The sequence below is a fragment of the Pseudarthrobacter sp. NPDC092202 genome (assembly GCF_044755505.1).
Classification (GTDB): domain Bacteria; phylum Actinomycetota; class Actinomycetes; order Actinomycetales; family Micrococcaceae; genus Arthrobacter.
The window spans coordinates 634,037-660,549 of record NZ_JBIVRG010000001.1; the positions used below are offsets into that span (position 1 = coordinate 634,037).

19 protein-coding genes and 2 tRNA genes are annotated in these 26,513 nt (G+C 64.6%); 19 read left to right on the top strand and 2 right to left on the bottom strand.

Annotated elements, in window-relative coordinates:
* Positions 1 to 353 precede the first annotated feature (353 nt).
* The 10 genes from ACIQF4_RS02985 (at position 354) to ACIQF4_RS03030 (ending at position 14,588) form a co-directional block, all read left to right on the top strand.
* A complete protein-coding gene (locus ACIQF4_RS02985) occupies positions 354 to 2,261 on the top strand; it encodes an acetolactate synthase large subunit (RefSeq protein ID WP_350002609.1) in 1,908 nt (635 codons plus the stop codon).
* A 2-nt stretch (positions 2,262 to 2,263) separates the two neighbouring features.
* The gene (gene ilvN / locus ACIQF4_RS02990; RefSeq protein WP_009356538.1) at positions 2,264 to 2,776 is read left to right on the top strand and encodes an acetolactate synthase small subunit; all 513 of its coding nucleotides are present in this window, start codon (positions 2,264 to 2,266) and stop codon (positions 2,774 to 2,776) included.
* A gap of 92 nt (positions 2,777 to 2,868) precedes the next feature.
* Entirely contained in the window at positions 2,869 to 3,894 is a 1,026-nt protein-coding gene (ilvC, locus tag ACIQF4_RS02995; protein WP_174178122.1) for a ketol-acid reductoisomerase, read from the top strand.
* Positions 3,895 to 4,020: 126 nt separating this feature from the next.
* The gene (gene serA, locus ACIQF4_RS03000) at positions 4,021 to 5,610 is read left to right on the top strand and encodes a phosphoglycerate dehydrogenase (RefSeq protein ID WP_104184856.1); all 1,590 of its coding nucleotides are present in this window, start codon (positions 4,021 to 4,023) and stop codon (positions 5,608 to 5,610) included.
* 208 nt (positions 5,611 to 5,818) lie between these two features.
* The gene (locus ACIQF4_RS03005) at positions 5,819 to 8,614 is read left to right on the top strand and encodes an ABC transporter permease (RefSeq protein ID WP_400514304.1); all 2,796 of its coding nucleotides are present in this window, start codon (positions 5,819 to 5,821) and stop codon (positions 8,612 to 8,614) included.
* Positions 8,611 to 9,366: an ATP-binding cassette domain-containing protein gene (locus tag ACIQF4_RS03010; protein ID WP_350002607.1), complete on the top strand. Its 756-nt coding sequence runs from the start codon at positions 8,611 to 8,613 to the stop codon at positions 9,364 to 9,366. Before ACIQF4_RS03005 ends, ACIQF4_RS03010 begins: the two co-directional genes overlap by 4 nt.
* A gap of 34 nt (positions 9,367 to 9,400) precedes the next feature.
* Positions 9,401 to 10,960, top strand: a complete 1,560-nt coding sequence (gene metG / locus ACIQF4_RS03015; RefSeq protein ID WP_350002606.1) for a methionine--tRNA ligase — start codon at positions 9,401 to 9,403, stop codon at positions 10,958 to 10,960.
* Between the two features lie 510 nt (positions 10,961 to 11,470).
* Positions 11,471 to 12,250: a class F sortase gene (locus tag ACIQF4_RS03020; protein ID WP_350002605.1), complete on the top strand. Its 780-nt coding sequence runs from the start codon at positions 11,471 to 11,473 to the stop codon at positions 12,248 to 12,250.
* 69 nt (positions 12,251 to 12,319) lie between these two features.
* The gene (locus ACIQF4_RS03025) at positions 12,320 to 13,372 is read left to right on the top strand and encodes a 3-isopropylmalate dehydrogenase (RefSeq protein WP_400514306.1); all 1,053 of its coding nucleotides are present in this window, start codon (positions 12,320 to 12,322) and stop codon (positions 13,370 to 13,372) included.
* A gap of 103 nt (positions 13,373 to 13,475) precedes the next feature.
* Positions 13,476 to 14,588 carry a branched-chain amino acid aminotransferase gene (locus tag ACIQF4_RS03030; protein WP_400514308.1) on the top strand — a complete coding sequence of 371 codons (1,113 nt, stop codon included), beginning with the start codon at positions 13,476 to 13,478 and terminating at the stop codon, positions 14,586 to 14,588.
* A 97-nt stretch (positions 14,589 to 14,685) separates the two neighbouring features.
* Here ACIQF4_RS03030 and ACIQF4_RS03035 read toward each other — a convergent pair whose 3' ends face one another.
* Positions 14,686 to 16,008, bottom strand: a complete 1,323-nt coding sequence (locus ACIQF4_RS03035) for an LGFP repeat-containing protein (RefSeq protein ID WP_400514310.1) — start codon at positions 16,006 to 16,008, stop codon at positions 14,686 to 14,688.
* A 976-nt stretch (positions 16,009 to 16,984) separates the two neighbouring features.
* Between ACIQF4_RS03035 and ACIQF4_RS03040 the strand changes: the two genes are divergently transcribed.
* The 9 genes from ACIQF4_RS03040 to ACIQF4_RS03080 all read left to right on the top strand — a co-directional run bounded on the left by ACIQF4_RS03040 (position 16,985) and on the right by ACIQF4_RS03080 (position 25,948).
* Positions 16,985 to 17,818: an MBL fold metallo-hydrolase gene (locus ACIQF4_RS03040; protein WP_350002601.1), complete on the top strand. Its 834-nt coding sequence runs from the start codon at positions 16,985 to 16,987 to the stop codon at positions 17,816 to 17,818.
* A gap of 5 nt (positions 17,819 to 17,823) precedes the next feature.
* Positions 17,824 to 18,600 carry a fumarylacetoacetate hydrolase family protein gene (locus ACIQF4_RS03045; RefSeq protein WP_350002600.1) on the top strand — a complete coding sequence of 259 codons (777 nt, stop codon included), beginning with the start codon at positions 17,824 to 17,826 and terminating at the stop codon, positions 18,598 to 18,600.
* A gap of 50 nt (positions 18,601 to 18,650) precedes the next feature.
* Positions 18,651 to 20,165, top strand: coding sequence for a glutamate--tRNA ligase (gltX, locus tag ACIQF4_RS03050; RefSeq protein ID WP_350002599.1), 1,515 nt, complete (start codon positions 18,651 to 18,653; stop codon positions 20,163 to 20,165).
* A 13-nt stretch (positions 20,166 to 20,178) separates the two neighbouring features.
* Positions 20,179 to 20,916, top strand: a complete 738-nt coding sequence (locus ACIQF4_RS03055) for an HAD family hydrolase (protein WP_350002666.1) — start codon at positions 20,179 to 20,181, stop codon at positions 20,914 to 20,916.
* A gap of 158 nt (positions 20,917 to 21,074) precedes the next feature.
* A tRNA-Gln gene (locus ACIQF4_RS03060) sits at positions 21,075 to 21,146 on the top strand.
* A 138-nt stretch (positions 21,147 to 21,284) separates the two neighbouring features.
* Positions 21,285 to 21,360, top strand: a tRNA-Glu gene (locus tag ACIQF4_RS03065).
* Positions 21,361 to 21,460: 100 nt separating this feature from the next.
* Positions 21,461 to 22,534, top strand: coding sequence for an acyltransferase family protein (locus ACIQF4_RS03070; RefSeq protein ID WP_400579835.1), 1,074 nt, complete (start codon positions 21,461 to 21,463; stop codon positions 22,532 to 22,534).
* Between the two features lie 85 nt (positions 22,535 to 22,619).
* Entirely contained in the window at positions 22,620 to 24,335 is a 1,716-nt protein-coding gene (locus ACIQF4_RS03075; protein ID WP_350002665.1) for a dynamin family protein, read from the top strand.
* Entirely contained in the window at positions 24,332 to 25,948 is a 1,617-nt protein-coding gene (locus ACIQF4_RS03080; protein ID WP_400514314.1) for a GTPase, read from the top strand. Before ACIQF4_RS03075 ends, ACIQF4_RS03080 begins: the two co-directional genes overlap by 4 nt.
* On the opposite strand, the gene ACIQF4_RS03085 is transcribed toward ACIQF4_RS03080, so the two are convergent.
* Positions 25,926 to 26,471, bottom strand: coding sequence for a DUF1697 domain-containing protein (locus ACIQF4_RS03085; RefSeq protein WP_400514316.1), 546 nt, complete (start codon positions 26,469 to 26,471; stop codon positions 25,926 to 25,928). The genes ACIQF4_RS03080 and ACIQF4_RS03085 overlap by 23 nt on opposite strands.
* Between the last annotated feature and the right edge of the window lie 42 nt (positions 26,472 to 26,513).

Genomic DNA, 26,513 nt, shown 5'->3' on the forward strand with positions numbered 1-26,513 from the left:
TGAGGCGCTGGGCGCCTCACGCACGGGGCCCCGCGGCATCACCCTTATTAAGCCCTTCCGGGCCGGGTGATCAGCTGCAGGCCTGATCCCACCGCGAGGTAGGATCATTCCGTGGACAATGATGTCCACATGGTGAGATCGGGTGGTGCCTCGTTGACACCCGTCACACCAGAGGGAAAACTGAACGCATGACTTTCGTTACCGGCATCGTCGTCGTCCTTACCAAGCGCGTGGCACATTAGCCCCGGGTAACGAACCGTCACGCGCAACCCCTCGAAGAGCCGCCAGGCTGAGGGGTTTTTTTATTTCCCGCAGTATCCACGAACCACAGATGATCCACAAGGAAGAGTCCGATGAGCAAAGGATCGCCGATCAGCCCCTCGCTGATGGCTACTAAGTCCGCTGGAGCCACCAAGGCTCCGGAACGCGCCGACCGGACGGCTGAGCAGGCCGTCGTCGCCGCCGACCTTGCCGCCGCCTCTCCTGTCCTTGGGCCGAACAACGTTGTACCCCCAACGGTGATGACCGGCTCGCAAGCTATTGTCCGCTCGCTCGAAGAACTCGGCGTCGACGATATTTTCGGTTTGCCCGGTGGCGCAATCCTGCCCACCTATGACCCCTTGATGGCCTCGAGCATGAACCACGTGCTGGTCCGTCACGAACAGGGAGCCGGCCACGCCGCGCAAGGCTACGCCATGGTGACCGGGCGGGTGGGCGTGTGCATCGCCACCTCGGGCCCGGGCGCCACCAACCTCGTTACCGCCATCATGGACGCCCACATGGACTCCGTTCCGCTGGTGGCCATCACCGGCCAGGTGTCCAGCGGCGTGATTGGAACCGACGCGTTCCAGGAAGCCGACATTGTGGGCATCACCATGCCCATCACCAAGCACTCCTTCCTGGTGACCGATCCCAACGACATTCCCCACGTCATGGCCGAAGCGTTCCACCTCGCTTCCACCGGACGCCCCGGTCCTGTCCTCGTGGACGTGGCCAAGGATGCCCAGGTCGGGCAGATGACCTTCTCCTGGCCGCCCAAGATCGACCTGCCCGGCTACCGCCCGGTTACCCGCGGGCACAACAAGCAGGTGCGCGAGGCGGCCAAGCTCATTGCCGCGGCCAGCAAGCCCGTGCTGTACGTCGGCGGCGGTGTCATCAAGGCGCACGCCTCGGCGGAACTGCTGGCACTGGCCGAGGCCACCGGAGCCCCGGTGGTCACCACGCTGATGGCCAAGGGCGCCTTCCCGGACTCACACCCCCAGCACATGGGAATGCCCGGCATGCACGGCACAGTCTCGGCCGTGACTGCCCTGCAGCAGTCCGATCTTCTCATCACGCTCGGTGCCCGGTTCGATGACCGCGTAACCGGTGTCCTCAAGACTTTCGCCCCCATGGCGAAGGTTATCCACGCCGACATCGACCCCGCCGAAATCTCAAAGAACCGCACGGCGGATGTGCCCATCGTCGGGTCCGTCAAGGAAATCATTCCTGAGCTCACCGAAGCCGTCCGCACGCAGTTCGAGGCATCCGGAACCCCTGACCTCACCACCTGGTGGGCCTTCCTGAACAACCTCAAGGAGACCTACCCGCTGGGCTGGACCGAACCCGATGACGGGCTCAGCGCACCGCAGCGCGTCATCGAGCGCATCGGTGCCCTGACCGGGGCCGAAGGCGTGTACGTTGCCGGCGTGGGCCAGCACCAGATGTGGGCAGCGCAGTTCATCAAGTACGAGCGTCCGCACGCTTGGCTGAACTCGGGCGGAGCAGGGACCATGGGCTACGCGGTTCCGGCGGCCATGGGCGCCAAGGTGGGCGAGCCGGACCGCGTGGTCTGGGCTATCGACGGCGACGGCTGCTTCCAGATGACCAACCAGGAACTGGCCACCTGCGCCATCAACAACATCCCCATCAAGGTGGCGGTGATCAACAACTCCTCCCTGGGCATGGTCCGGCAGTGGCAGACCCTCTTCTACGAGGGCCGGTACTCAAACACCGACCTCAACACCGGCCACGACACCGTCCGCATCCCGGACTTCGTCAAGCTGGGGGAGGCCTACGGCTGCGCGTCATTCCGCTGTGAACGCGACGAGGACATCGATGCCACCATCCAGAAGGCACTCGAAATCAACGACCGCCCGGTGGTCATCGACTTCGTGGTGAGCCCGAACTCCATGGTGTGGCCGATGGTGCCCGCCGGCGTGAGCAACGACCAGATCCAGGTTGCCCGCAACATGACCCCGGAATGGGAAGAAGAGGACTGACCATGAGCCGCCACACACTGTCCGTCCTGGTTGAAGACAAGCCCGGCGTCCTGACCCGCGTCGCGAGCCTCTTCGCCCGCCGTGCCTTCAACATCAACTCCCTGGCTGTTGGCCCCACCGAGGTACCGGGCATTTCCCGGATGACCGTCGTCGTCGATGCGGACGGCGACCTGATCGAGCAAGTCACCAAGCAGCTCAACAAACTGATCAACGTCATCAAGATCGTTGAGCTGACTTCTGAATCTTCCGTACAGCGAGACCACATCCTGGTCAAGGTACGTGCGGATGCCGCGACACGTCTGCAGGTGACCCAGGCTGCAGACCTGTTCCGTGCCGCCGTCGTCGACGTGTCCACAGACTCGTTGGTGATCGAGGCAACCGGTACCCCGGAGAAGCTTGCAGCACTGCTCTCAGTGCTGGAGCCCTTCGGCATCCGCGAAATTGTGCAGTCCGGCACCCTGGCCGTTGGACGGGGATCCCGCTCCATGAGTGACAGGGCGTTGCGTTCCGCCTAGGAAGCTGCCCGGGCCCGGCCCGGCAGCAGGCAACGCCCGCAACCGCACCACAAAGACACCTATCTACAACCCACTCAAGAGGAGTTACGCAAGTGACTGAAATGTTTTACGACGACGACGCCGACCTGTCGATCATCCAGGGCCGCAAGGTAGCCATTGTTGGCTACGGCTCCCAGGGCCACGCCCACGCGCTCAACCTGCGCGATTCCGGCGTCGAGGTTGCCATCGCCCTCAAGGAGGGCTCGACGTCGATCGCCAAGGCCGAGGACGCAGGCTTCACGGTCAAGAACGTTGCCGACGCCGCCGAATGGGCCGACGTCATCATGATCCTGGCGCCGGACCAGCACCAGCGCTCGATCTACAACGACTCCATCAAGGACAAGCTGAAGCCCGGCAAGGCACTTGCCTTCGCCCATGGCTTCAACATCCGCTTCGGCTACATCCAGGCTCCGGAAGGCGTTGACGTCATCCTGGTTGCCCCGAAGGCTCCCGGCCACACCGTGCGCCGCGAATTCGAAGCCGGCCGCGGCATCCCGGACATCATCGCCGTCGAGCAGGACGCCACCGGCTCCGCCTGGGACCTGGCCAAGTCCTACGCCAAGGCAATCGGCGGCACCCGCGCCGGCGTCATCAAGACCACCTTCACCGAAGAAACCGAAACGGACCTCTTCGGCGAGCAGGCCGTCCTGTGCGGCGGTGTGTCCCAGCTGGTCCAGTACGGCTTCGAAACCCTGACCGAGGCCGGCTACCAGCCGCAGATCGCCTACTTCGAGGTCCTCCACGAGCTCAAGCTCATCGTTGACCTCATGTGGGAAGGCGGCATTGCCAAGCAGCGCTGGAGCGTTTCCGACACCGCGGAATACGGCGACTACGTTTCCGGTCCCCGCGTCATCACCCCCGAGGTGAAGGAAAACATGAAGGCCGTCCTGGCCGACATCCAGTCCGGTGCCTTCGCCAAGCGCTTCATCGAGGACCAGGACAACGGCGGCGTGGAGTTCAAGGCACTGCGCGCCAAGGCTGAGCAGCACCCCATCGAGGCTGTTGGCCGCGAACTGCGCTCCCTCTTCGCCTGGCAGCAGCAGGACGTGGACTACGTCGAAGGCTCCGCAGCCCGCTAAGGCTGGCTCAACGTGCCGTTATAAAGACAGACTGTGAGGCCGGGTTCACACTTAACAATGTGAGCCCGGCCTTTCCGTCGGCCTAGACTTGTTTTATCCCCCGGACTGCAACGCAGAGGATCAGCCGTGTCAAAACCCGTAGTACTGCTCGCCGAAGAACTTTCCCCCGCCACCGTCGAGGCCCTGGGCCCGGACTTCGAGATCCGCCAGACCGACGGCGCCGACCGTTCCCAGCTGCTCTCCGCCATCGGCGACGTTGACGCGATCCTGGTCCGCTCGGCCACGCAGGTGGACGCCGAGGCGATCGCCGCTGCGAAGAACCTCAAGGTCATCGCCCGCGCGGGAGTTGGCCTGGACAACGTGGACATCAAGGCAGCCACCCAGGCCGGCGTCATGGTGGTCAACGCCCCCACCTCGAACATCGTTTCGGCAGCTGAACTCACCGTTGGCCACATCCTCAGCCTGGCCCGCCACATCCCGCAGGCAAGCGCAGCCCTGAAGGACGGCGAATGGAAGCGCTCCAAGTACACGGGCATCGAGCTATTCGAAAAGAAGATCGGCATCATCGGCCTGGGCCGGATCGGGGCCCTCGTGGCCGCCAGGCTGAAGGGCTTTGACACCAAGATCCTCGCCTACGATCCCTACATCACCTCCGCACGTGCGGCACAGCTCGGCGTGCAGCTAGTGACCCTGGACGAGCTCCTGGCCCAGGCAGACTTCATCACCATCCACATGCCCAAGACGCCGGAGACGGTGGGCATGCTGGGCGCGGACGCCTTCAAAAAGATGAAGAGCACCGCCTACGTGGTCAACGTGGCCCGCGGCGGGCTCGTGGATGAGGAAGCTCTCTTCACCGCCCTGCAGGACGGCGAAATCGCCGGCGCCGGCGTGGACGTCTTCTCCAAGGAGCCCAGCACCGACCTCCCGTTCTTCAAGCTGGACAACGTGGTGGTCACCCCGCACCTCGGCGCATCCACGGACGAAGCACAGGAAAAGGCAGGCGTTTCAGTCGCCAAGTCCGTCCGCCTTGCCCTGGCCGGTGAACTGGTTCCCGACGCCGTGAACGTGGCTGGCGGCGTCATCGCCCCCGATGTCCGTCCCGGCATCCCGCTGATCGAGAAGCTCGGCAGGATCTTCACCGCCCTGACGCATGCCTCCCTGACCCAGTTCGACGTCGAAGTTGCCGGTGAGATCTCCTCCCTCGACGTCAAGGTCCTGGAACTGGCCGCCCTCAAGGGCATCTTCGCGGACGTTGTGACCGAGCAGGTCTCCTACGTCAACGCGCCGGTCATCGCCGAGCAGCGGGGCATCAACGTCCGCCTGATCACCACGCCTGAAACCGAGTCGTACCGGAACGTCCTCACCCTCCGGGGCGCCCTGAGCGACGGCACCCAGATCTCCGTGGCCGGCACCCTGACCGGCCCCAAGCAGATCCAGAAGCTGGTGGGCATCAACGGGTTCGAAGTTGAAATCCCCATCAGCGAACACCTCGTGGTGGTGGCCTACACGGACCGCCCCGGCGTGATCGGAACCATCGGCCACATCCTGGGCATGAACAACATCAACATCGCCGGCATGCAGGTGGCACGCTCTGACGAAGGCGGCCAGGTGCTCGCGCTGCTGACCATCGACAGCTCCGTGCCCCAGCAGGTCCTGGACGCCATCAAGGCCGGCATCGGTGCCGAAATGGTGCGTGAAGTGGACCTGGAAGACTAGCCCGCACCAGGGAAACACCGTACGGCCGGCGCCCCTCGGCGAGTCCCGGCACCGCCACGTATGATTGGCCGGTCTGCTTACAATGGCTAGGTCCTGATTCGGGACCGGGCCGGCAGGCCGGCCAATATCTTTTGCACATCCGTCCCCGTCCATGTCCGCATGGGCGGGGCGCGTATGTGCGCACGCAATCCAGGTTTCAGGGAGTTCCATGAACGCCGTCCAGAGGTTCATCAGAAGCAAAGTGCTGCTGTTGACCGCGGCCATCTTGATCGCAGCCATGTGCTTGTCGGTCCTTGTCCAAAGCCAGTCCCAGGCCGCGCTCAACAGGACCGTGGACGAAAATTCACGGGGCCTCTACGACGTCCTGGTCCAGGCCAAGGCGCCCTCAGGCTCGCTCATGCAGCCCGAGATTGCCAACGGCACCGGCGGGATCAGCTTCGAGCAGCTGGAGGCCATCAGGAAGCTCTCCGGAACCTCCGTGGCAGCCCCGATCAGCTTGGTCTCCCGCGTCACCCAGAACCTTGAATCCCCGCGCCTTGATGCCATGGACTACCTCGGCTACAACGCCGGGCTCGCCGGCACCGCCACCGCGGACCAGGCCGCCGGGGCAACCGCCCCGGACCAGTGGCCTGCGGCCGAGTCGGTCCTGGGCGATGAAAGCAGGAAGTACCGCCTGACGGCCAGCGCAGTCAGCTCCGATGGCGTCTCCGAGCAGACACTGTTCAAGTCCACCGCCGAGGGCACCCTTGGCAAGGCCAGGCTCGTGGAGGAGCAGGCCGCCGGCGGCAGCAGCATCCGCATCGCAGCGCCCGCTGACGAAACCGGCATCAAGTTCCCCGCCCCGGCCGGCGGCTCCGAACACAACCTCTTCAACCTCTCCGTTTCCCTGCCCATGGCCCCCGAAATAACGGAATCCGTGGTCGCCGTCGATCCGGCTGCCGAACGCGCCCTCCTGGGCTCCGCGGGCGACTTCCTGTCCCCGCTGGAAAAGGCACCGCCGGGCGACGCCCGCGGCGCCGGCGCCGTGGGACGCTACCTTGAGGGACTCTTCACCAACGGCATCAGCCTTGACGAGCTGGAGGAAGGGCCGGATTTCCTCGGCGTCAAACTGAAGTACTGGGCGCCGCTGATGACCCAGTACCAGCAGGCCAAGCGGAACGGGCAGCTGACGGATGCCTCCCAGGCCATTCCGCTGATCGTCCGGTCCGGCACCTCCATCGACCTGAAGTACAACGTCAAGATCGAGGAGATCGACGACGCCGGAAAGGTCGTCAAGGACGTCGGCACCGTCTCACGGTCCCTGGACAAGGACTACCTGCCGTTCGTCTCGAAGGAACCCTTCGTCCTCTCCTGGCCGGGTTCCACGGACCACTCCTCGCTGCTCGGCAACAGCGGCAACTTCAACCAGGGCCTCTACAATCCCGCCACCTGGAGCACCGACTTCGCCGCGGCGCCCAAGTACACCGACGGGGAAGCAGCCGCCAACGGTGCCGAGGAAAAGACCGCAGTGCCCGGCGAGTGGGTCACCGTCAACCGGCTTCCCGAGAAGGGTGCCAACGGCGCGCCTGTCGACCAGACCCAGCGCGAACCCGTGGATGAGCGCTCCTACCGGGAGAACCTGGAGACCGGGGAGCAGGCAGCTGCCCCGCTTGCCATGGTGTACGGGACGTTCGATCCCACGGCCGTTGCCGCCGCCGCCGGGGACGTCAACAAGCTGCCCCTGGGCGGTTACGATCCCACCCCGTTCACTCTGGTCAAGGACGCCGCGGGCAACAATGTCCCCGCCACGGAACTTGAACCTTCCCTCAGCGCCACCGGGCTCGCCAGCCAGTCCGCCGGCGCCATCACCGACTACTACGGACTTGCTGCTGCCCGCGGCCTCACCGAAAACGCCAGCGTGATCGACGCCGTCAGGGTCCGTGCCAAGGCGCCCGGCAGCTGGAAGGAAGCGCAGCCCGACGTCGAACAACTGGCCGGCGACATCCGCGCGATGGGCCTGGAAGCCACCATTGTGGCCGGTTCCGCGCGGGAGGACGCCAGCATTTTCGTCCCGGGATACAGCAAGGACGACGCCGGCAAGGAATCTGCCCTGGGCACCGTCCAGCAGTCCTGGGTCCGGCAGAACGCCGCAGAAGCCGTCACCGGATCGCTGTCCGGCACCAACATCACGCTGCTCTTCCTGACCCTTTGCGGCGCAGCCCTCCTGACCGGCGCGTCCACGGTGAGCTACATCCGCAAGCGCAGGAGCGAAGCCGGTACCCTGCGTGCCATGGGGTGGACCCAAGGCCGGATCCGCCGCTGGGTGCTGGAGGAATTCGGCGTTGGCGCGGTCCTGCTGGCCGTGGCCGGCATCGTGCTGAGCCTGGCCAGCTGGAGCCTTTCCACAGCCCTGGTATCCGCCTCCGTCCTGGTGCTGTACGCGGCGGCGGCGTTCTTCGCCGCGCAGCAGCTGCGCCACCGTGACGAGATCGACCAGGAACCGCAGCATGATGAACGGCTGATCCCGGTGGACTCACCGCTGACCTTCGCCAACCGCCAGCTGAGCACCAACAAGTTCAACACGTTGTCCCTGGCCGTAGCTGTGGGCGTGTTCGGGGCGGCAGTGGGCGGCCTGATCGCCTTGCTCATCGACATTCCCCGCGCCGCCGGCGCCAGTGCCCTGAGCGGTTTGGCCGCGGCAAGCGTCGCCCTGCCCAGCATCCTCCTGGCCCTCGCCGGTGTGGCCGTGGGCCTGGTGCTCACCCTGGTCACCGGGCGGTTTGAACTCAACGCCAAGCGCCAGTACCTTGGCATCCTCGAGGCCATGGGCTGGAACCCGGACATGCTCCGCCAGGTCCGGCTGTTCGAGAACGCGCTGGTGGGAACCGTGGCCCTGCCCCTGGGCGTGCTGGGCGCCCTGGGCATCGGCCTGCTCCTGGCCCCCTACGCCGCACTGTGGGCGGGCGTCGCAGGCCTCGTGGCTGTACTTTGCTGGATACCGATTGCAACGAAAGTGGTCCAATGACAAACCCGACCAACGTCCAGCGGAGCCGGAGGTCCGGCTCCGCTGAAGTCCCCCTGCAGACCCGGGCCAACACCATCGTCAAGGCCGCCGACCACGCCACCCCGCTGGAACTGAGCGACATCACCATCCGCTATGGCGGCGGCAAGGGCGGCGCGGAGGCAGTCAGCGTGGTGGAAGGCTTTGACCTCACCCTGCATGCCGGTGAGATGCACTGTGTTGCCGGGCGAAGCGGTTCCGGCAAGACCAGCATCCTGACCGTCGGCGCGGGGCTCACCCTGCCGACGTCGGGCCGCGTCTTCTGGGAAGGCGATTCGCTCGAAAGCATGGGCGACGACGAAATCGCGGACCGCCGTCGTGCATTGATCGGTTACGTCGATCAGGGCGGCGCCCTGATCGACGGCATGAGCGCCCTCGAGAACGTGCTCCTCCCGGCGGTTCCCGACGGTGAGGTGGACCAGCGGCGGGACATGGCCAAGGACCTGCTGGACCTCGTTGGCCTGGGCCGGCGCATGCGGCACCGTCCCGCCCAGCTGTCCGGCGGCGAACGCCAGCGCGTGGCCATCGCCCGGGCACTGATCCTGGGCACCCGGGTCCTGGTGGTGGATGAGCCCACCGCGAGCCTCGACCGTGCCTCGGCCAACCGCATCATCAGCATCCTGAAGGACACCACGTCGGACGGAATCGCCGTGCTGGTGGCCTCGCACGACCACGAACTGGTCCGCCTCAGCGATACCCTGACCGAACTCATCTAGCCCGTCCCTCCCCAGCGAAGGTAACGTCCTCCACGTGACTGCTTCAGAGAAAACGCCGTTCTACATCACCACGGCCATCACCTACCCCAACGGCGTGCCGCACATCGGCCACGCCTACGAGTACATCGCCACCGATGCGATGGCGCGCTTCAAGCGGCTGGACGGCTTTGACGTGATGTTCCTGACCGGCACGGACGAGCACGGAATGAAGATTGCCCAGACGGCCGAAAAGGAAGGGATTACCCCCAAGGAACTGGTGGACCGGAACGCCGAGGTTTACAAGGCCGCCCACGCCGCCCTGGGGATCACGTACGACCGCTTCATCCGCACCACCGACGAGGACCACTACGCCGCCTCGCAGGCCATTTGGAAAAAGATGGAAGCGAACGGTGACATTTACCTGTCCAAGTACGAGGGCTGGTACTCCGTCCGGGACGAGGCCTTCTATGGGGAGGACGACACCGTGGTCAAGGACGACGGCGTGCGCTACTCCAAGGAGACCGACACCGAGGTGACCTGGACGGCTGAGGAGAGCTACTTCTTCCGGCTCTCGGCCTACCAGGACAAGCTCCTTGCCCTGTACGAGGCCCAGCCCGAATTCGGCGCCCCGCAGTACCGCTTCAACGAGGTCATCAGCTTCGTCAAGCGCGGCCTGGAAGACCTGTCCATCAGCCGCACCACCTTCGACTGGGGCGTCCCGGTTCCGGGCAATGACAAGCACGTCATGTACGTGTGGGTGGATGCCCTGACCAACTACCTCACCGGAGTGGGGTACCCGGACGTTGATTCGGAGAAATTCCGGAAGTACTGGCCGGCGGATCTCCACATCATCGGCAAGGACATCTCCCGGTTCCACGCCATCTACTGGCCGGCTTTCCTTATGAGCGCCGGCCTTGAGCTGCCCAAGCGGGTGATGATCCACGGCTTCCTGCACAACAACGGCGTCAAGATGTCCAAGTCGCTTGGAAATGTGGTTGCTCCAGCGGACTTCGTGGCGCAGTACGGACTGGACCAGGTGCGCTTCTTCTTCCTGCGGGAAGTGCCCTTCGGCGCGGACGGCAGCTACAACCACGAAGCAATCGTGGGGCGGATGAACTCGGACCTGGCCAACAATTTCGGTAACCTGGCCCAGCGTTCGCTGTCCATGGTGGCCAAGAACTGTGACGGCAGGGTGCCTGTCCCGGGGGAGTTCACCGCAGAGGACAACGCCATCCTGGCGCAGGCCGCAGGGCTCCTCGACGCTGCGCGGGCAGCATTCGAGAAGCAGGAGTTCAGCCGCGCCCTCGAAGCGATTTGGGGCGTCCTGGGCAACACCAACGCCTACTTCGCCGAGCAGGCGCCGTGGGTGCTGCGGAAGACCGACGTCGAACGCATGAACACCGTGCTGTACGTGACGCTGGAAGTCCTGCGGATCGTGGCCATCCTTGCCCAGCCCGTCATGCCGACCGCAACAGCGGCGCTCCTTGGCACCCTCGGCCAGCCGGAAGGGGAGGCCCGCCAGTTCTCCGCCATCGGAACGCCGATTGCTGCGGGTACTGAACTGCCCGCACCGTCCCCGGTCTTCCCCAAGTACGAGGAGCCCGCCGGGGCCTGAACAAAGGCGTAGCTGACCGGACATTTCCGGACCCATTCCGGAAGGCAACGCGGTCTGTAGACTTCAGAGCCGGTGTCGCTTAGCCTTCAGAGGATTGCTACGCCCGGTGGTGAAACAATTTTGGGGGATTCATGCTACGGCAAATGGTTGTTCTTGGGCTGGTAGGTCTGGGCATGGCGGGGGGAGTGGCTACGGCGAACGCTGTTCCGGCGGCTACTCAAGGGGGCACCCTTATTTGCCACGCAAATCGTGACGGTACATTCACGCCGGTATACGTTAGGCCGCACGGTTGGACCATGAACATAGCTGGCCATGGCAACCATGAAGCCGACATCATTCCAACCCGCATAAGCGACGGCGAACCGCAGGGTCGGAACATGACACCGCAGAACGTTGCCATTTACAAGAACGGGTGCCTGGTCACCGCTACCGCACCAGTCCCACCAGGTCAGGGCACGGAGGTGGTTCCGGCCCCGAAGGCCGCCCAGCCCAGAAGCCAGGGATATAACGTTGACACCGCTGTGGAGCGTCAGCGCGACCATGTTGCCCCCATGTGGCTGGCTGCAGCAGCCGGAATCCTTCCGGCCGCTGTTTTCGTTCTCTGGCGGAGCCGATACCCAGGGCGCACCACGCTTTAGTTTCATGATGCGACCTGAACATCGGCAGGCGCAGCACCTGACCCTGCGGAAGGCGGCCTGCTCGTTGGTGCTGGTGTGCGGGCTGGCCAATTGCAGCGCTGCCATCAGCCCGACGTCAGAGGTGCCGGTTGCCGCTGAGCCCGGAGCCTCGGCGGCTGGTTCGTATCCCGGCTTGATCCCGGAGGTCGCTGCCGGACCGCCTGCTTCGCCTCCGCTGCACATTACTTACCCTGCTGCCCGCATGGACATCCCGGTCCACCCATTTGTTCCGGACGAAGCGTCCGTGGCAAGCCGCAGCCTCGTCCCGCCGGAGACCATGGATGGATACTGGTTGGCGTCCTTCGGCTCGCCTGGGGCGGGGTCCACGGACACTACCTATGTGGTAGGCCATAGCTGGCTGGGACGTGATGCACCTTTCAATCACCTCAGCATGTTTGCGCGCCCTGGTGACCGACTGACGGTCCACACTGGTGCTGGTGCGTTGGAGTACCAGGTGGATTCGGTGACGATCCATACAAAAGCGACATTGAAGGACAGCGCCATATGGGAAGTCGTGCCCAACAGCGTTGTCCTGATCAGCTGCTTTACGGAGGATCCACAGGGCAAAAACGTGGTAGTACTGGCGCTGCCTTCTCCGGCAGAACTTCAGTGAGTCCTTCACGCATGTTCGGATAATGAGACGGTTTGACCAGCATATGGATAACTTGGCTACCCTAAAAATATGAGCGCATCCTCCATCGATCTTGCAGTTATCCCCGGCGACGGCATCGGCCCCGAAGTGATTGCCGAGGCAGTCAAGGTCCTCGAAAAGGCCGTGGCGGCGGAGGGCGTCGAGCTGAAGCAGACGCACTACAAGCTTGGCGCCGAGCACTGGCTGGCGACGGGGGAGACCCTGCCCGACGAAGTCCTTGCGGACCTCCGCACGCGGGATGCCATCCTGTTCGGCGCAGTGGGCGCAGCGCCCGGGGATACCCGGATTCCGTCGGGGATCATCGAACGCGAGATGCTGCTCAAGCTCCGCTTCAGCCTGGACCACTACGTCAACCTCCGCCCGTCGAAGCTCTACGGCACGGTGGGCAGCCCCTTGGCCAACCCGGGCGCCATCGACTTCATCGTGGTCCGCGAAGGTACCGAAGGCCCCTACGTGGGCAACGGCGGGACGCTCCGTGCGGGCACTCCCCACGAAGTGGCTACCGAGGTCTCGCTGAACACCGCGCACGGGGTGGAGCGTGTTGTGCGGGATGCATTCCGCCGCGCAAGCACCCGGGAGCGCAAGCACGTCACCCTGGTCCACAAGCACAATGTCCTGGTCTTTGCAGGGCACCTGTGGAAGCGCACGGTTGAGGCAGTGGCCACCGAGTTCCCGGATGTCACCCACGATTACCTGCACGTGGACGCAGCCACCATCTTCATGGTGACGGATCCGTCACGCTTCGACGTGATCGTCACGGACAACCTTTTCGGCGACATCCTCACGGACCTCGCCGCTGCCGTGACAGGCGGTATTGGGCTGGCCGCGTCAGGCAACATCAACATGGACCGCACGGCGCCGTCCATGTTCGAGCCTGTCCACGGTTCCGCCCCGGACATCGCCGGCCAGGGCAAGGCCGACCCCACGGCTGCGATCCTGTCCGCCGCCCTCCTGCTGGACCACCTCGGCTACGCCGCTGCGGCCCGGAAGATCGAAGCGGCAGTGGTTGCCGACGTCGAAAAGCGCGACGGCGGTGCCCGCAGCACGAGTGCCGTGGGCGACGCTATCGCAGCCGGACTCTAACCCGCGCCAGGGCCGCAGGCATCGGGCGTAAGCTTGACTCGAATCACCAAATGCCGCCTTGCCGTTCAATGCTGAACCCGGGGCGGCCGATCGTGGAGGAACCATGACCCAGACTGCCCATGGCGTCGAATTCAGCCAGCAGCCCTCGGCCAACCCGAAATCTGCTGAAGAGCGTGCAGCCATCCTGGCCAACCCGGGATTCGGCAACCACTTCACCGACCACACCGCCGTCGTTGACTACACCGTGGACGAGAAGGGCAACGGGGGCTGGCACAACGCCCGGATCGAGGCGTACGGGCCCATCGTCCTGGACCCCTCGGCTGCCGTGTTCCACTACGGCCAGGAGATCTTCGAAGGGCTTAAGGCGTACCGCCACGCGGACGGCTCCATCTGGACCTTCCGCCCCGAAGCGAACGCGGCGAGGCTGAACAAGTCGGCCCGCAGGCTCGCCCTTCCCGAGCTGCCGGCCGAGTACTTCCTCGGAGCAATCCGCGAACTCGTTTCCATCGACAAGGAGTGGGTCCCCGCCGGCGAAGGGGAGGCGCTGTACCTGCGGCCGTTCATGATTGCCACCGAGGCCTTCCTCGGCGTCCGCGCCGCTCGGGAAGTCTCCTTCCGGGTGATCGCCTCACCGGCCGGCAACTACTTCGGCGGGGAACTGAAGCCCGTTTCCATCTGGATCTCAAGGGAGTATGCCCGCGCCGGCCGCGGCGGAACCGGTGACGCGAAGTGCGGCGGTAACTACGCGGCGTCGCTGATCGCCCAGCAGGAGGCAGAAGCCAACGGCTGCAAGCAGGTCCTCTTCCTTGACCAGTTCAATGACAACGCAGTCGAGGAACTGGGCGGCATGAACGTCTTCTTCGTGATGAAGGACGGCTCGCTCGTCACTCCCGCGCTGACCGGCACAATCCTCGAAGGCATCACCCGGATGTCCGTCATCCAGGTGGCCAAGGACATGGGCCGCGAAGTCACCGAGCGCAAGATCACCCTCGATGAATGGCGCGACGGCGTTGCCTCCGGTGACATCACGGAGGTGTTCGCCTGCGGCACGGCAGCTGTGATCACGCCGATCGGAGTCCTCAAGGACGCCACCGAGTTCATCGGCTCCGAAGATGCCAAAGCGGGGGAGACCACCATGGCCATCCGCGAGCAGCTCCTCGGCATCCAGACCGGCACCGTACCGGACACGCACGGCTGGCTGACCCGCCTGGCCTAGCTGCCGGGTTCAACCACGTTAAAGAACTGCGGCGCCTGCCGGGCTTGGTCCCGGCAGGCGCCGTCGTTTTGTCCGTGCAGCGGCACGGCAGCACCGCTTACGGCGCGTAGCCTCCTTCGATACCGAGGCCGGTGCCCCAAACCAGTTGGCCTCGCTGAAAGTACTGGACGCAACCGGTGCCATCCGGTCGGCAATACTCGGCGCTTGTGGGGTATCCCAGGTAACCATTTTCTGCTCCAGCAGACCTCCACTGGGTTTCCATGCCTCCGCGGATGGGCCACGCGCCGACTCCCGGAGCCCAATACATCCTGCCGCGGGCGAATTGCTGGACACAGCCGCCGGATCGCAGCCCACAGGTCTCCTGAGATGTCGTGGGCCCTCCCAGGTATGTAGCGTAGCGCTCGAACTTTGCCCCAATTGCGCCGGCTGTCAGTTGGGTACCTGCGCCGGGACTCCATACCAAGTAGGCGCCGCTTTGGAATCGCTGGTAGCAAAGGCCCAAGTGGCAGAATTCCTGGGAGATCGGATAGCCGAGCGCGCCGCGCTCTGCGCCCGACGAAGACCAGGCACTCAAGATGCCACCACCAATGGTTGACGGTCCCACCACAGGGGCCCAGTATGCCCGGCCGGCTTCCAGGTGCTGCACGCAGCCGCCGCCGGCCAGGCCGCATTGTTCCTCGGACGTGGGCCAACCAAGCCCGGCTTGCGCTGTGTCGTGATAGAAGGCATTGATGGCCCCCGTCATGGTGAACGTGCCGAGCCTTGGTGAAGAGTACACCTTGCCCCGTTCGAAAAGTTGGGAGCATCCGCGGTCGGAACAGCCAGGGACGCCGTACGGCAGGCCCAACGTTGATGTCCGGGCCGCGTAATAGGCATAAACATCGCCGAATGTCACAGCAGGCGGTTCAGTCCCGCGAATGTAGATGAGACCGCGTTCAAATGTCTGGCTGCAAACGGAGCCGGAATCGCAGGTGGAGTCCGCCAGAGGCCAGCCAAGCTGGTTCACGTAGTAGTCGTAGGTCCTGAACTGTCCGGCGACCAGAACCGCGGTCCCGGCGCTTGGGGCGTAAATGCTTCCACCCTCAAATCTTTGTTGACAGTTCAGTGCGGCATCGCAATTCATCTGACTGGAAGGAAAACCGACTGCTTCCCCGGACATCCCCCCGAAAGCATTCCACTTCAGGTAAATGGCCCCGGAAACTACGATCGGCTGTTGGTAGGCGCCAAGGACATAGATCCCGCCTGCAGTAAAAGTCTGCCAGCACGGATAACTCTCCGCCCGGCATTCGGCGATTCCCGTGGGCTCACCGAGGACCGCGCTATTCGCTTTATAAGCCTGTCCAATAACTGTCTCCGAGTACTGGAGCGGAGTTGGAGCAGCAGGAGCAGTCGCGGCCACAGCGCCGCCGGCAAACGGCATCAGGATGAATAACGCGAATGCGAATGCCGAGAGAAGGCTCCGCACCCGGAGCGGGTGGGATGCGCTGCTTGCCGTCCGAAATGGTGTACCTATAGTTCTTCTCACAAAACCCCCCAATCAGGGGAGTCCCCCTGTGTTTACTGAACGCTAAATGCTCTCATGCCCGCCGGGGTCCGTCGATTATCGGCATTCACATCTCCTACGGTGAGGCTTGGGCTTTATCAAGGGCGGCATGAGCGGAATTAGAAAAGTGGGATACCCGTTGGTTGCTTCGATCAGGAACCTGTCCGAGGACAACGATTCGGGCAAGCTTTGTGCTTTTACGGGACCATTCTCGCCGCCAAGACAACAATGACTGCATGAAGGTTCATGGACGGTCTCCTGCGGGAGTGAAGTCGCTGGAGATGATCTTTACCATTGTCTTTGGTGCTGGTCTGGCACTTGGCCCTAGCGCGTGCTCATCGTCCTGGAACAGTGGAAAGCCTTGTCTTCCGCCTGCCTATTCGCTAAGTCCCACAAGCGCCAAACCTGGCGAGACGGTGACAGTTTCTGCTCAGCGGCAACCTGTGACCCGCGGTACGGCCCAGATGCCCACGTTCAAGTGATAGTCACCGCTGAAGGTGGTGCTGAAGTTATTAACACAACGGCTCCAATGACCGATGCTGGGGAATTCACCTACACTTTCGCTGTTCCTGCAGGCATGGCGGTTGGGACAGCGGAGGTGACTGCCATGCCGCACAACATCGACTGGTGCGATGACACTGGCGTAAACAACCGGGCAAAGGGAACCTTGCAGCTTGAGCTCGCCTGTGCGTCCAGCCGGTGGAGCCGCTCACGATTACGCGCTAGCGTCCTGCGGGTCCCGTTCAGGCTCCTGGGGGGATCGGGTGGTTTTGATGCTCAATCCTGAACTCTTGCTGTTTCAGGTACGGACAGAAAAGGAAGCGTGCCAACATCGTGCTGCAATGATGGGGTGGTGACTCCAGCTTCCGGTCCCGTGCTGCAGCGCAGCACCGCCCTCACACAGTTCCTCCTGGCTCCCAATCCCGGGCCCATGAGCCTGGAGGGAACCAACTCCTACGTCCTGAGGGCACCCGGCAGCCCGGCCGCCGTGGTGGTTGATCCCGGACCGCTTGACGAGGCCCACCTTCAAGCACTCGCCGCCGCCGGGCCGGTCGACCTGATCCTCGTGACCCACCACCACGCTGACCACACGGCCGGCTCCGCCCGCCTGCATGAACTGACCGGCGCCCCGGTGCGGGCGGCAGACAAAGCCCACTGCCACGGCGGCGGCGCTCCCCTTAAAGACGGCCAGGCAATACTCGCCGGAGGCCTTGAGGTCAGGGTGGTTGCTACTCCCGGCCACACGTCGGATTCGGTCTGCTTCCACCTTCCCGCCGACGGCCCCCATGGCTCGGTTCTCTCCGGCGACACCATTCTTGGCCGCGGCACCACCATGCTCGACTACCCTGACGGGACCCTTGGCGACTACCTGGCCTCGCTGGACAAGCTTGAGGCGCTCGGGTCCGCCGCGGTGCTCCCTGCCCACGGCCCAACCCTTCCTTCGCTGGCGGGCGTTACCCGTGCCTACCGCAGCCACCGTCTGGAACGGCTGGAACAGGTGCGCGCTGCGCTGGCCCGCCTGGGCGCGGAAGCCTCCGCCGGTGACGTTGCGGACGTCGTCTATGCCGACGTCGACCCTTCCGTCCGGCGCGCGGCTGAAACTTCCGTCTCGGCCCAGGTCCACTACCTCCGGGAAGAGGCGGCGCGGCGGTCCCGGGGAGCCGCACCTGGCGAGACGGTAGGGTAGGAGCCATGCGTATTGCCAGGTTTGTCGTTGATTCTGATCCCCTGTACGGCGTCGTCGAAGGTGACACGGGCAGTGAGGAAATCACTGTCATCCACGGAGACCCCTTCTTCAACGGCGTGGAGCGTACCTCCGTCCGCCACAAGCTGGAGGACGTCCGCCTGCTCGCTCCCATCATTCCCCGCAGCAAGGTCATCGGCGTGGGCCGCAACTTCGTGGAGCACGCACACGAGCTCGGCAACGAAGTCCCCGCCCAGCCGCTCCTGTTCCTGAAGCCGAACACCGCCGTCGTGGGCCCCAACGATCCTGTGGTACTGCCGGACTTCTCCGAGGAAGTCTCCTTCGAGGCGGAACTGTGCGTGGTAATTGGCCGGATCTGCAAGGACGTGCCCGAGGACCGGGTGGACGACGTCATCTTCGGCTACACCTGCGGCAACGACCTCACCGCCCGGGACGTCCAGAAGACCGACCTGCAGTGGACCCGGGCCAAGGGCTTTGACACCTCGGCGCCTTTGGGCCCCTGGATCGAGACCGAACTGGACACCGAGGACCTGCAGATCCAGGGCCGGCTCAACGGGGAACTGCGCCAGGACGGCAGCACCAGCCAGATGATCAGGGGAGTCCGCGAGCTGGTGTCCGTCGTCTCCCAGGCCTTCACCCTCCTGCCCGGCGACGTCATCATGACCGGAACGCCTGCCGGAGTGGGCCTGGTCAACGCCGGCGACCGCTTTGAGGTGGAGATCGAGGGCATCGGCCGCCTGTCCAACCCCATCGTGCGCCGCTGACCCCCGGGCCGCCCGGACCCCTGGTGGCAGACGGTAAAGTTGGAGCCACTATGACTACTGCTTCCGCGTCGAATGCTGCCTCCCTGCCCCCTGTTTCTGCCGATACGCCCGTGCGGGTCCGGTTCTGCCCGTCGCCCACCGGCACCCCGCACGTCGGGCTGATCCGGACGGCCCTGTTCAACTGGGCCCATGCCAAGCACACCAAGGGCACATTCGTGTTCCGCATCGAAGACACGGACGCGGCGCGCGACTCGGAGGAAAGCTACCAGCAGCTGCTCGAGGCCCTGAAGTGGCTTGGCATCACATGGGAAGAGGGCGTCGAGGTGGGCGGTCCCCACGAGCCCTACCGGCAGTCGCAGCGGCTTGACCTCTACAAGGACGTGGTGGCCAAACTGATCGAGGGCGGCTACGCCTACGAGTGCTATTCGTCCCCCGAGGAAGTCGAGGCACGCCACCGCGCCGCAGGCCGCGACCCCAAGCTCGGCTACGACAACTTCGACCGCGAACTGACCGACGAACAGGTGGCCGCCTTCAAGGCAGACGGCCGCCAGCCCGTTCTGCGGGTCCGGATGCCCGACGAGGACGTCACCTTCACCGACCTTGTCCGCGGCGACATCACCTTCAAGGCCGGCAGCATCCCGGACTACGTGATTGTCCGGGCCGACGGATCCCCCCTCTACACACTGGTGAACCCGGTTGATGACGCACTGATGGGCATCACCCACGTGCTGCGCGGCGAGGACCTGCTGTCCTCCACGCCGCGCCAGGTTGTCCTCATCCGTGCACTCATGGAACTCGGTGTTGCCAGCTACATGCCGGAGTTCGGCCACCTGCCCTACGTCATGGGCGAAGGCAACAAGAAGCTCTCCAAGCGTGATCCGCAGTCCAACCTGTTCCTGTTGCGTGACCGCGGCTTCATTCCCGAGGGCCTCCTGAACTACCTGTCCCTGCTGGGCTGGAGCCTCTCCGCCGACGAAGACATCTTCACCGTGGACCAGCTCATCGAAAACTTTGACGTCCACGACGTCCTGGCCAACCCGGCGCGCTTCGACATCAAGAAAGCCGAAGCCATCAACGGCACCCACATCCGCATGCTTGCCCCTGAGGACTTCCGGGACCGGCTGGTGCCGTACCTGCGCACCGCCGGATACGTGGGGGAGCAGCTCACCGCGCGGCAGGAAGAAATCCTCACCGAAGCCGCGCCGCTGATCCAGGAGCGCATCACGCTCCTGGGCGAGGCACCGGACATGCTCGGATTCCTGTTCAAGGACGACGACGCCATTGACGTTGCCGACGACGCCCGGAAAGGCCTCCCGCAGAACCTCGATGAGGTGCTGGACGCAGCAATTGCGGCCCTGGACGGCGTCCGGGAATGGACAGCTGAAGAGATCCAGGCGGCACTGAAACAGGCGCTCGTGGAAGACCTGGGCCTCAAGCCCCGGCTCGCCTTCGGACCCGTGCGTACCGCTGTATCCGGACGGCGCATTTCGCCGCCGCTGTTCGAGTCCATGGTGATCCTGGGCAGGGAATCCTCCCTCCGCAGGCTCCGGGCCTTCCATGGCTGATGAGCGCACGGCGATGACAGCTCCCCGAAGGGCAGGAGCCGGGGTCCTGGAAACGCCCTTCGGGGCAGTCCGCGGGATCCTGTTCGACATCGACGACACGCTGGTGGACCTCGAGTTTTCGATGACCACAGCCCTCCGGGAAGTCAGCGAACACCTCCTGCCCGGGATGGACCAGGCCGGCTGGGAGAGGTTCGGGCGGATCTTCACGCACGAAACCACCCACTATTACGACCGTTACCTCTCAGGTGAACTGACCTTCAACGAACAGCGGTTGCTGCGCGGCCGCGCAGCCCTGGGCCACTTCGGGGTTGAGCTTGCCGAAGGTGAGCAATCCCACCAGTGGCTCACGGCGTACATGGAAAAGCAACCGGCCTACGTGAAGCCGTTTCCGGATGTCATGCCGCTGCTGGACCTGCTGGACCAGGCCGGCGTCCCATACGGCGCGGTGAGCAACAACGTCCATGACTACCAGCGCGCCAAGCTGGACGGTGCAGGGCTCGAACGCGTCCGGCGCCTGGTGGGGACAGATACGTTGGGTGTGGCAAAGCCCGATCCGTCCATCTACCTGGAAGGTGTCCGGCTCCTGGGCACCGGGCCAGCGGAGACCCTCTACGTGGGGGACAACCGCCTGCTGGACGCAGAGGGCTCGACGGCGGCCGGCCTCCTGGGAGTCTGGCTCAACAGGGCAGGGGAACGAGTGCAGGAATTCCGGGGCAACATGGTGTCCTCCCTGGGCGAACTTATCGCCTAGGTACGGGGACGCAGGCCGGGCGTACGCCTGGCCTGCGTCCCCCGACCCGCGAGCCGGAGGCCGATTTGTGCGAGCACGAAGTCTCGGGTAAAGTAATTTCTCGTGCTGAGGCGCACGGAGCAGGGCAAAAGCCCTGAAAACCGGCCCGAAAGTATCATTGGGATATGGTGTAATTGGCAACACTACGGTTTCTGGTACCGTCATTCTAGGTTCGAGTCCTGGTATCCCAGCTCTGGTTTGAGCAGCTAGCAATAGCTCAAAACAGACGGTTTCAGCCGGTCCGCCGATTTGAAACCAAAGCGAAGTGTATGAAACAATCACTGAGCTTGACCAGCGGAAGCGCCGGTCAGAAGTACGGTAAAGTACACGGCCCCATCGTATAGCGGCCTAGTACGCCGCCCTCTCACGGCGGTAACGCGGGTTCGAATCCCGCTGGGGTCACCATTGAAATGGTCCCGGGCAAATGCCCGGGGCCATTTTTCGTTAAAGCTGCGGCAAACCTGATCCAGTCCAAAGGGAAGCTTCCGTACCCTGAACCCAATCGATGTCATTGGGGGCAGCTGTGCTGGGAAGCCGCTTTGCTGAGAGCCGGAACTCGTTGAACGCCATACGCCTGTTGCTGGCAGCGACCGTCATCCTGTCGCACTCCTGGTGGCTGGGTGGCTATGGACCAGAGCCGAGTCCCGGAGGTGTGAAGCTGGGAAGCTGGGCGGTACTTGGTTTCTTCGGTATCTCTGGATACCTCATAGCTCGAAGCAGGGTACGTGCGGCTACTTCCTTCAGCTACTTCAAAGCGCGGCTTCTGCGTATCTTCCCCGGTCTCGCTGTCTGTGTTGCGGTTGTCGCCTTCGTCATTGCGCCCCTGGCAGCCGTTATGGCAGGCAACAGATACTTCATGCCGGACGCGGTGAGCTTTTTCGCCACCAATCTCTCTGCTGGAACACCAGGCATCGCCCTTGCCGGCATTCCAGGAACGCTGGACGGCGTACATGATCCCGGATCCTGGAATGGCCCGCTATGGACACTTTTCTGGGAGCTTGTATGCTACGGAATCGTCGGACTCGTTCTCGGCGTCCTGCGTCCGAACCTTGGGCGCGTTGCATTGCTGGTGCCGTTTCTGGCAGGTTCTGTCTACGTCTTTGTGCTGGACGCAGGCTGGGGACCCGTTTCGACACCACCCGACTGGCCTCTGATACCCGTACTGACCTTTCTTGCCGGCTCGCTGGTGTATCTGTTTCAGGACACTATTCCCGCGAATCGTTCCATGCTCTTTCTCACCGGCGCCCTTGTGGTACTGCCTGCTAGCCTCGGCTTTACTGCCTCTTTGGTCCACCTGCCGCTCAGCATCTTCCTGATAATGGCATCACTACATTTGCCGTTTCCCAATGTGGGATCCCGTTTCGACGTGTCTTTCGGCGTCTATATTTACGGTTGGCCTGTGCAGCAGTTACTCGCCTCCATGGGTCTCCCTCCTGTGGTGCCGCCCTTGGTGTTCGCTGGAGCTACATTGCTGTTAGTCGCCCCACTTGCCTGGCTGTCTTGTCGATACGTAGAGCAGCCGGGACAGCGCTGGCATCGCCCGCGGGTCACTCAGCGAAGGATGGAGAAACTGGCATGATGTTGCTGTGACCTCCCCGAACGAGCAGGACCACCCGCACAACGCGCAGCGCACGCCCACGGGAAGCGCCGGAGCCCTGGCAGCCATAGCGCTGCTGGAAGAGGTGCGGGAGGATTTGGCCGCCACTGAACTGCCGCTTGCCCTGCCTGAGGCGGAGCAGGCCCGGCGCGAGGCCGCCAGTGCCGTGGCCCAGCTCGATGACTACATCCTTCCGCGATACCGGAGCCTTGACGCCCCGCTCCTGGCCGTCGTCGGAGGTTCCACGGGGGCGGGCAAGTCAACCCTCGTCAATGGGATCGTGGGACATCCGGTCACCCGTGCCGGCGCCATCCGCCCCACCACGCGCCAGCCCATCCTCCTGCACCACCCGTCAGAAGGCGACTGGTTCGAGGGCCAGCGCGTGCTGCCGAGCTTGAGCAGGATCCGTGGGTTTGTAACCAACAGTACAGTGCCGGCAAACCGGGCCGGCGCGGTGCCGGATGCAGGAGCCATGTCGTCCCTCGTCCTTGTTGCGGACCCGGGAGTGCCTGCAGGAATTGCGGTCTTGGATGCCCCGGACGTGGATTCCATCTCCGATGACAACCGTAAGCTCGCCTCACAGCTCCTGGCCGCGGCCGATCTGTGGGTTTTCGTCACCACTGCGAACCGCTACGCCGACGCCGTTCCCTGGAAGCTGCTCCTCAACGCAGCTTCCCGGGACATCATGGTTGGGGTGGTCCTGGACAGGGTGCCCGCGGGGGCGGAAGAAGAAGTCAGCGAGGACCTGCGCAGCCTCCTGGACAGGGAAGGCCTTGGTGCGGCGCAGCTGTTCGTTATACCGGAGACCACTTTGGACCCGATGGGCATGCTGCCTGCAGGGTCAGTCCAGCCGCTGCGGGCCTGGCTGGCCGGCCTGGCCGCCGACGCTGCCGGCCGGTCTGACATCGCACGCCGCACGTTGAACGGGACCGTCAGGGCGATGGCAGGACGCGTCGCCGCCGTCGCGCAGGCCGCCCGGGAGCAGCAGTCCGCCGCCGCCAACCTGGAGGATGCCGCCGTCGCGGCCTACCGGGACGCCGCGGACCGCATCCTGGATGCCACAAGGGACGGCGCCCTCCTGAGGGGGGAGGTGCTGGCCCGCTGGCAGGACTTCGTGGGTACGGGTGAATTCTTCCGGGTCCTCGAGCAGAACGTGGGGCGGTTCCGCGACCGCGTGGGTGCGTTCTTCCGCGGTGAACCGGCCCCCGCCGTCAGGGTGGAAGCCGCCATCGAGACCGGCCTGCAGGCAGTCATAGTTGACGAAGCCGCCAACGCCGCAGAGGACACGGACCAGCGCTGGCGCAACGACCCTGCCGGGCGCCAGCTGCTGGGTACGGATGATCTCTCCGGCACAACGCCGGGTTTTGAAGACCGCGCCGCCGCTGAGATCCGGGCCTGGCAGGAAACGCTGATGGACATGATCCGTACTGAGGGCCAGGGAAAGCGGACGCAGGCCCGCTGGCTGTCCTTCGGCATCAACGGACTTGGCGCCGCCCTGATGATCGTCGTCTTTTCCATGACAGCGGGACTCACGGGCCTTGAGGTAGGCGTTGCCGGCGGCACCGCCGTCGTTGGCCAGCGCCTGCTCGAAGCTGTCTTCGGCGAGGATGCCGTCCGGCGCATGGCCGACAAAGCACGCGAGGACCTTCACACCCGCTGCCAGGCCCTGCTGCAGGAAGAGCGGCGCAAGTTCCTTTCCCGGCTGCCCGGGTACGACGACAAGGCCCCTGACACCCTCGCCGCGCACGCTGCCGCGCTGGTCCGCCTGGCGGACAACGCATGAGCCGCCACAGCGACACCCGCGAGGCGTCCCGGCTTGACCGCCGGCTTTCCGCCCTCAACGACGCCCGCGAGCTTGGCGAAGGCGTCCTTCCGGATGAGTCCCTGCAGGAAGTCTTCAGCGTTTTGGAGCGGGCAAGTTCGCGGCGGTCACTCTCTGCAGACCACACAGTGGTGGGATTTTTTGGTGCCACGGGAAGCGGCAAATCCTCACTGTTCAACGCGGTCAGCGGCGCGGAAATCGCGACGGCGGCGGCCCGCCGTCCAACGACGTCGGAACCTTTGGCGGGGGTGTGGGGTGCGGAGGGCAGCGAGCCGCTGCTGGACTGGCTGGAAGTCCGCAGCCGCCACCACGCCGGCGCCGTGGAAGGATTCGCGGACGAGGATACCGGTCTGATCCTGCTGGACCTGCCGGACTTCGACTCCACCAAGGCATCCAACCGCGAAGTGGTGCAGCGGATGGTGGGAATGGTGGACGTCCTGGTCTGGGTCCTTGATCCGCAAAAGTACGCCGACGCTGCAGTGCACAACGACTTCCTGTCCCGCCTGGCGTCGCACGGCGCGGTGACCCTGGTGGTCTTGAACCAGGTGGACCGGCTGCCCGAACGTGACGTGCAGCCTGTCCTGGAATCCCTACGCTCCATCCTTGCCAGGGACGGACTCGCCAAGGTCCAGGTGCTTGCGGCGTCGGCGTTGACGGGGGCCGGCGTTGACCAGGTCCGGGCTGCCATCCGTGGAGTTGCCGTAAAGCGCAAGGCACAGTCGCAACGGCTGGCTGCCGATATCACCAGGGCCTCAGCCGAGCTGGGCGCTGTGTCCGGCGAGGGGGCCGCAGCTGGCGTACGGCCTGCGGCCGTTGCCCGGCTGTCCGACGAACTGTCTGTTGCAGCGAACGTTCCGGTGGTGGTCCGCGCAGTGGGCCAGTCGTACCGGCTGGAGTCGGTCAGGCGCACCGGCTGGCCGGTGACCCGGTGGATCTCCCGGTTCCGTGCGGATCCGCTGCGGCGGCTCAATCTGCGCAGCAACGCGCCATCGGAAATCAACCGGACATCCTTGCCGCCGGCAGGGGCGCCGGAACGGGCACGCACGGACGCCGCTGTGCGTGAATTCGCCGACGCCGCCAGCGCCGGCGCCTCCGGGCCCTGGCGGGCCGCCATCCGGGGCGCCGCCAGGGAGGGGAGGGAACGCCTGCCTGACGCCCTTGACCAGGCCATTGCGGGAACGGACCTCGCAGCCAACCGGAAGTCCTGGTGGTGGGGGGTCTTCAACGTGGTGCAGTGGGTGGCACTGCTGACCGTTCTGGGCGGCCTGGGCTGGCTCGGCGTCCTGGCGGCTTTGGGTTATTTCCAGATGCCCGTGCCTGAGGTGCCCCGGGTGGAGGGTTGGCCAATTCCCACGCTGATGATTGCCGGGGGAGTGGTGCTGGGCATTTTCCTGGCCATCACCGGCCGTTTTATTGCCGCTGCTGCGGCGAATGTGCGGGCGGCCAAGGCGCGGAGGCGGCTCAATTCCGCAGTGGCGGCCGTCGCGAGGGGGCACGTGGTAGAGCCGGTGGAACTGGAAGTCAGCAGGCAGGCCGCATTCGATGCTGCACTCAGGAAGGCTGCAGCCGGCTAGCTGCGTCCCGGACCTTGACCAGGGTCCGCAGGTTGCGCGTGGTGGTGGCTTCCTTGAATCTGGCTTTCGCGGAGATCTTGCTGAAGGGGCTGTCCAGGGTTCCCCCGGCCGGCGCCAGCCACGCCAGTGCCTCCGGCCCCAGCCTCTTCTGCTGGTGTCCTTCCAGCGCGGAGCCGGCCGCATCCAGCTCATCGAGCACTGCCTTGTCCGAGGAAAGCGTGATGTAGGTGTGGGTGGCCTTGTCGTCATCCGGGTAGGGGCACGCTGCCACCAGTTCGGAGACCCGGCCGGCCTCGAGGACCACCACCCACGCGTCATAGCCGAAGGCGTCCCTGAGGCACTTCTCACAGGTGCGCTTTACAGCGGCGGCGCCCTGGTTGCTGGTGAGGACCACGTTCCCGCTCGCAAGCAGTGTCCCGGCATCCTGGAAGCCGGCGGCCTGGAGGGCCTCCCGTAAGGCGGCCATTTTGATGTTGATGCCGCCCACGTTGATGCCCCGGAGGAAAACCGCATAGCTGGTCATGGCGAAATCCTAGCCCCGGCCGGGCGGGTTGTGGCTGCCTTT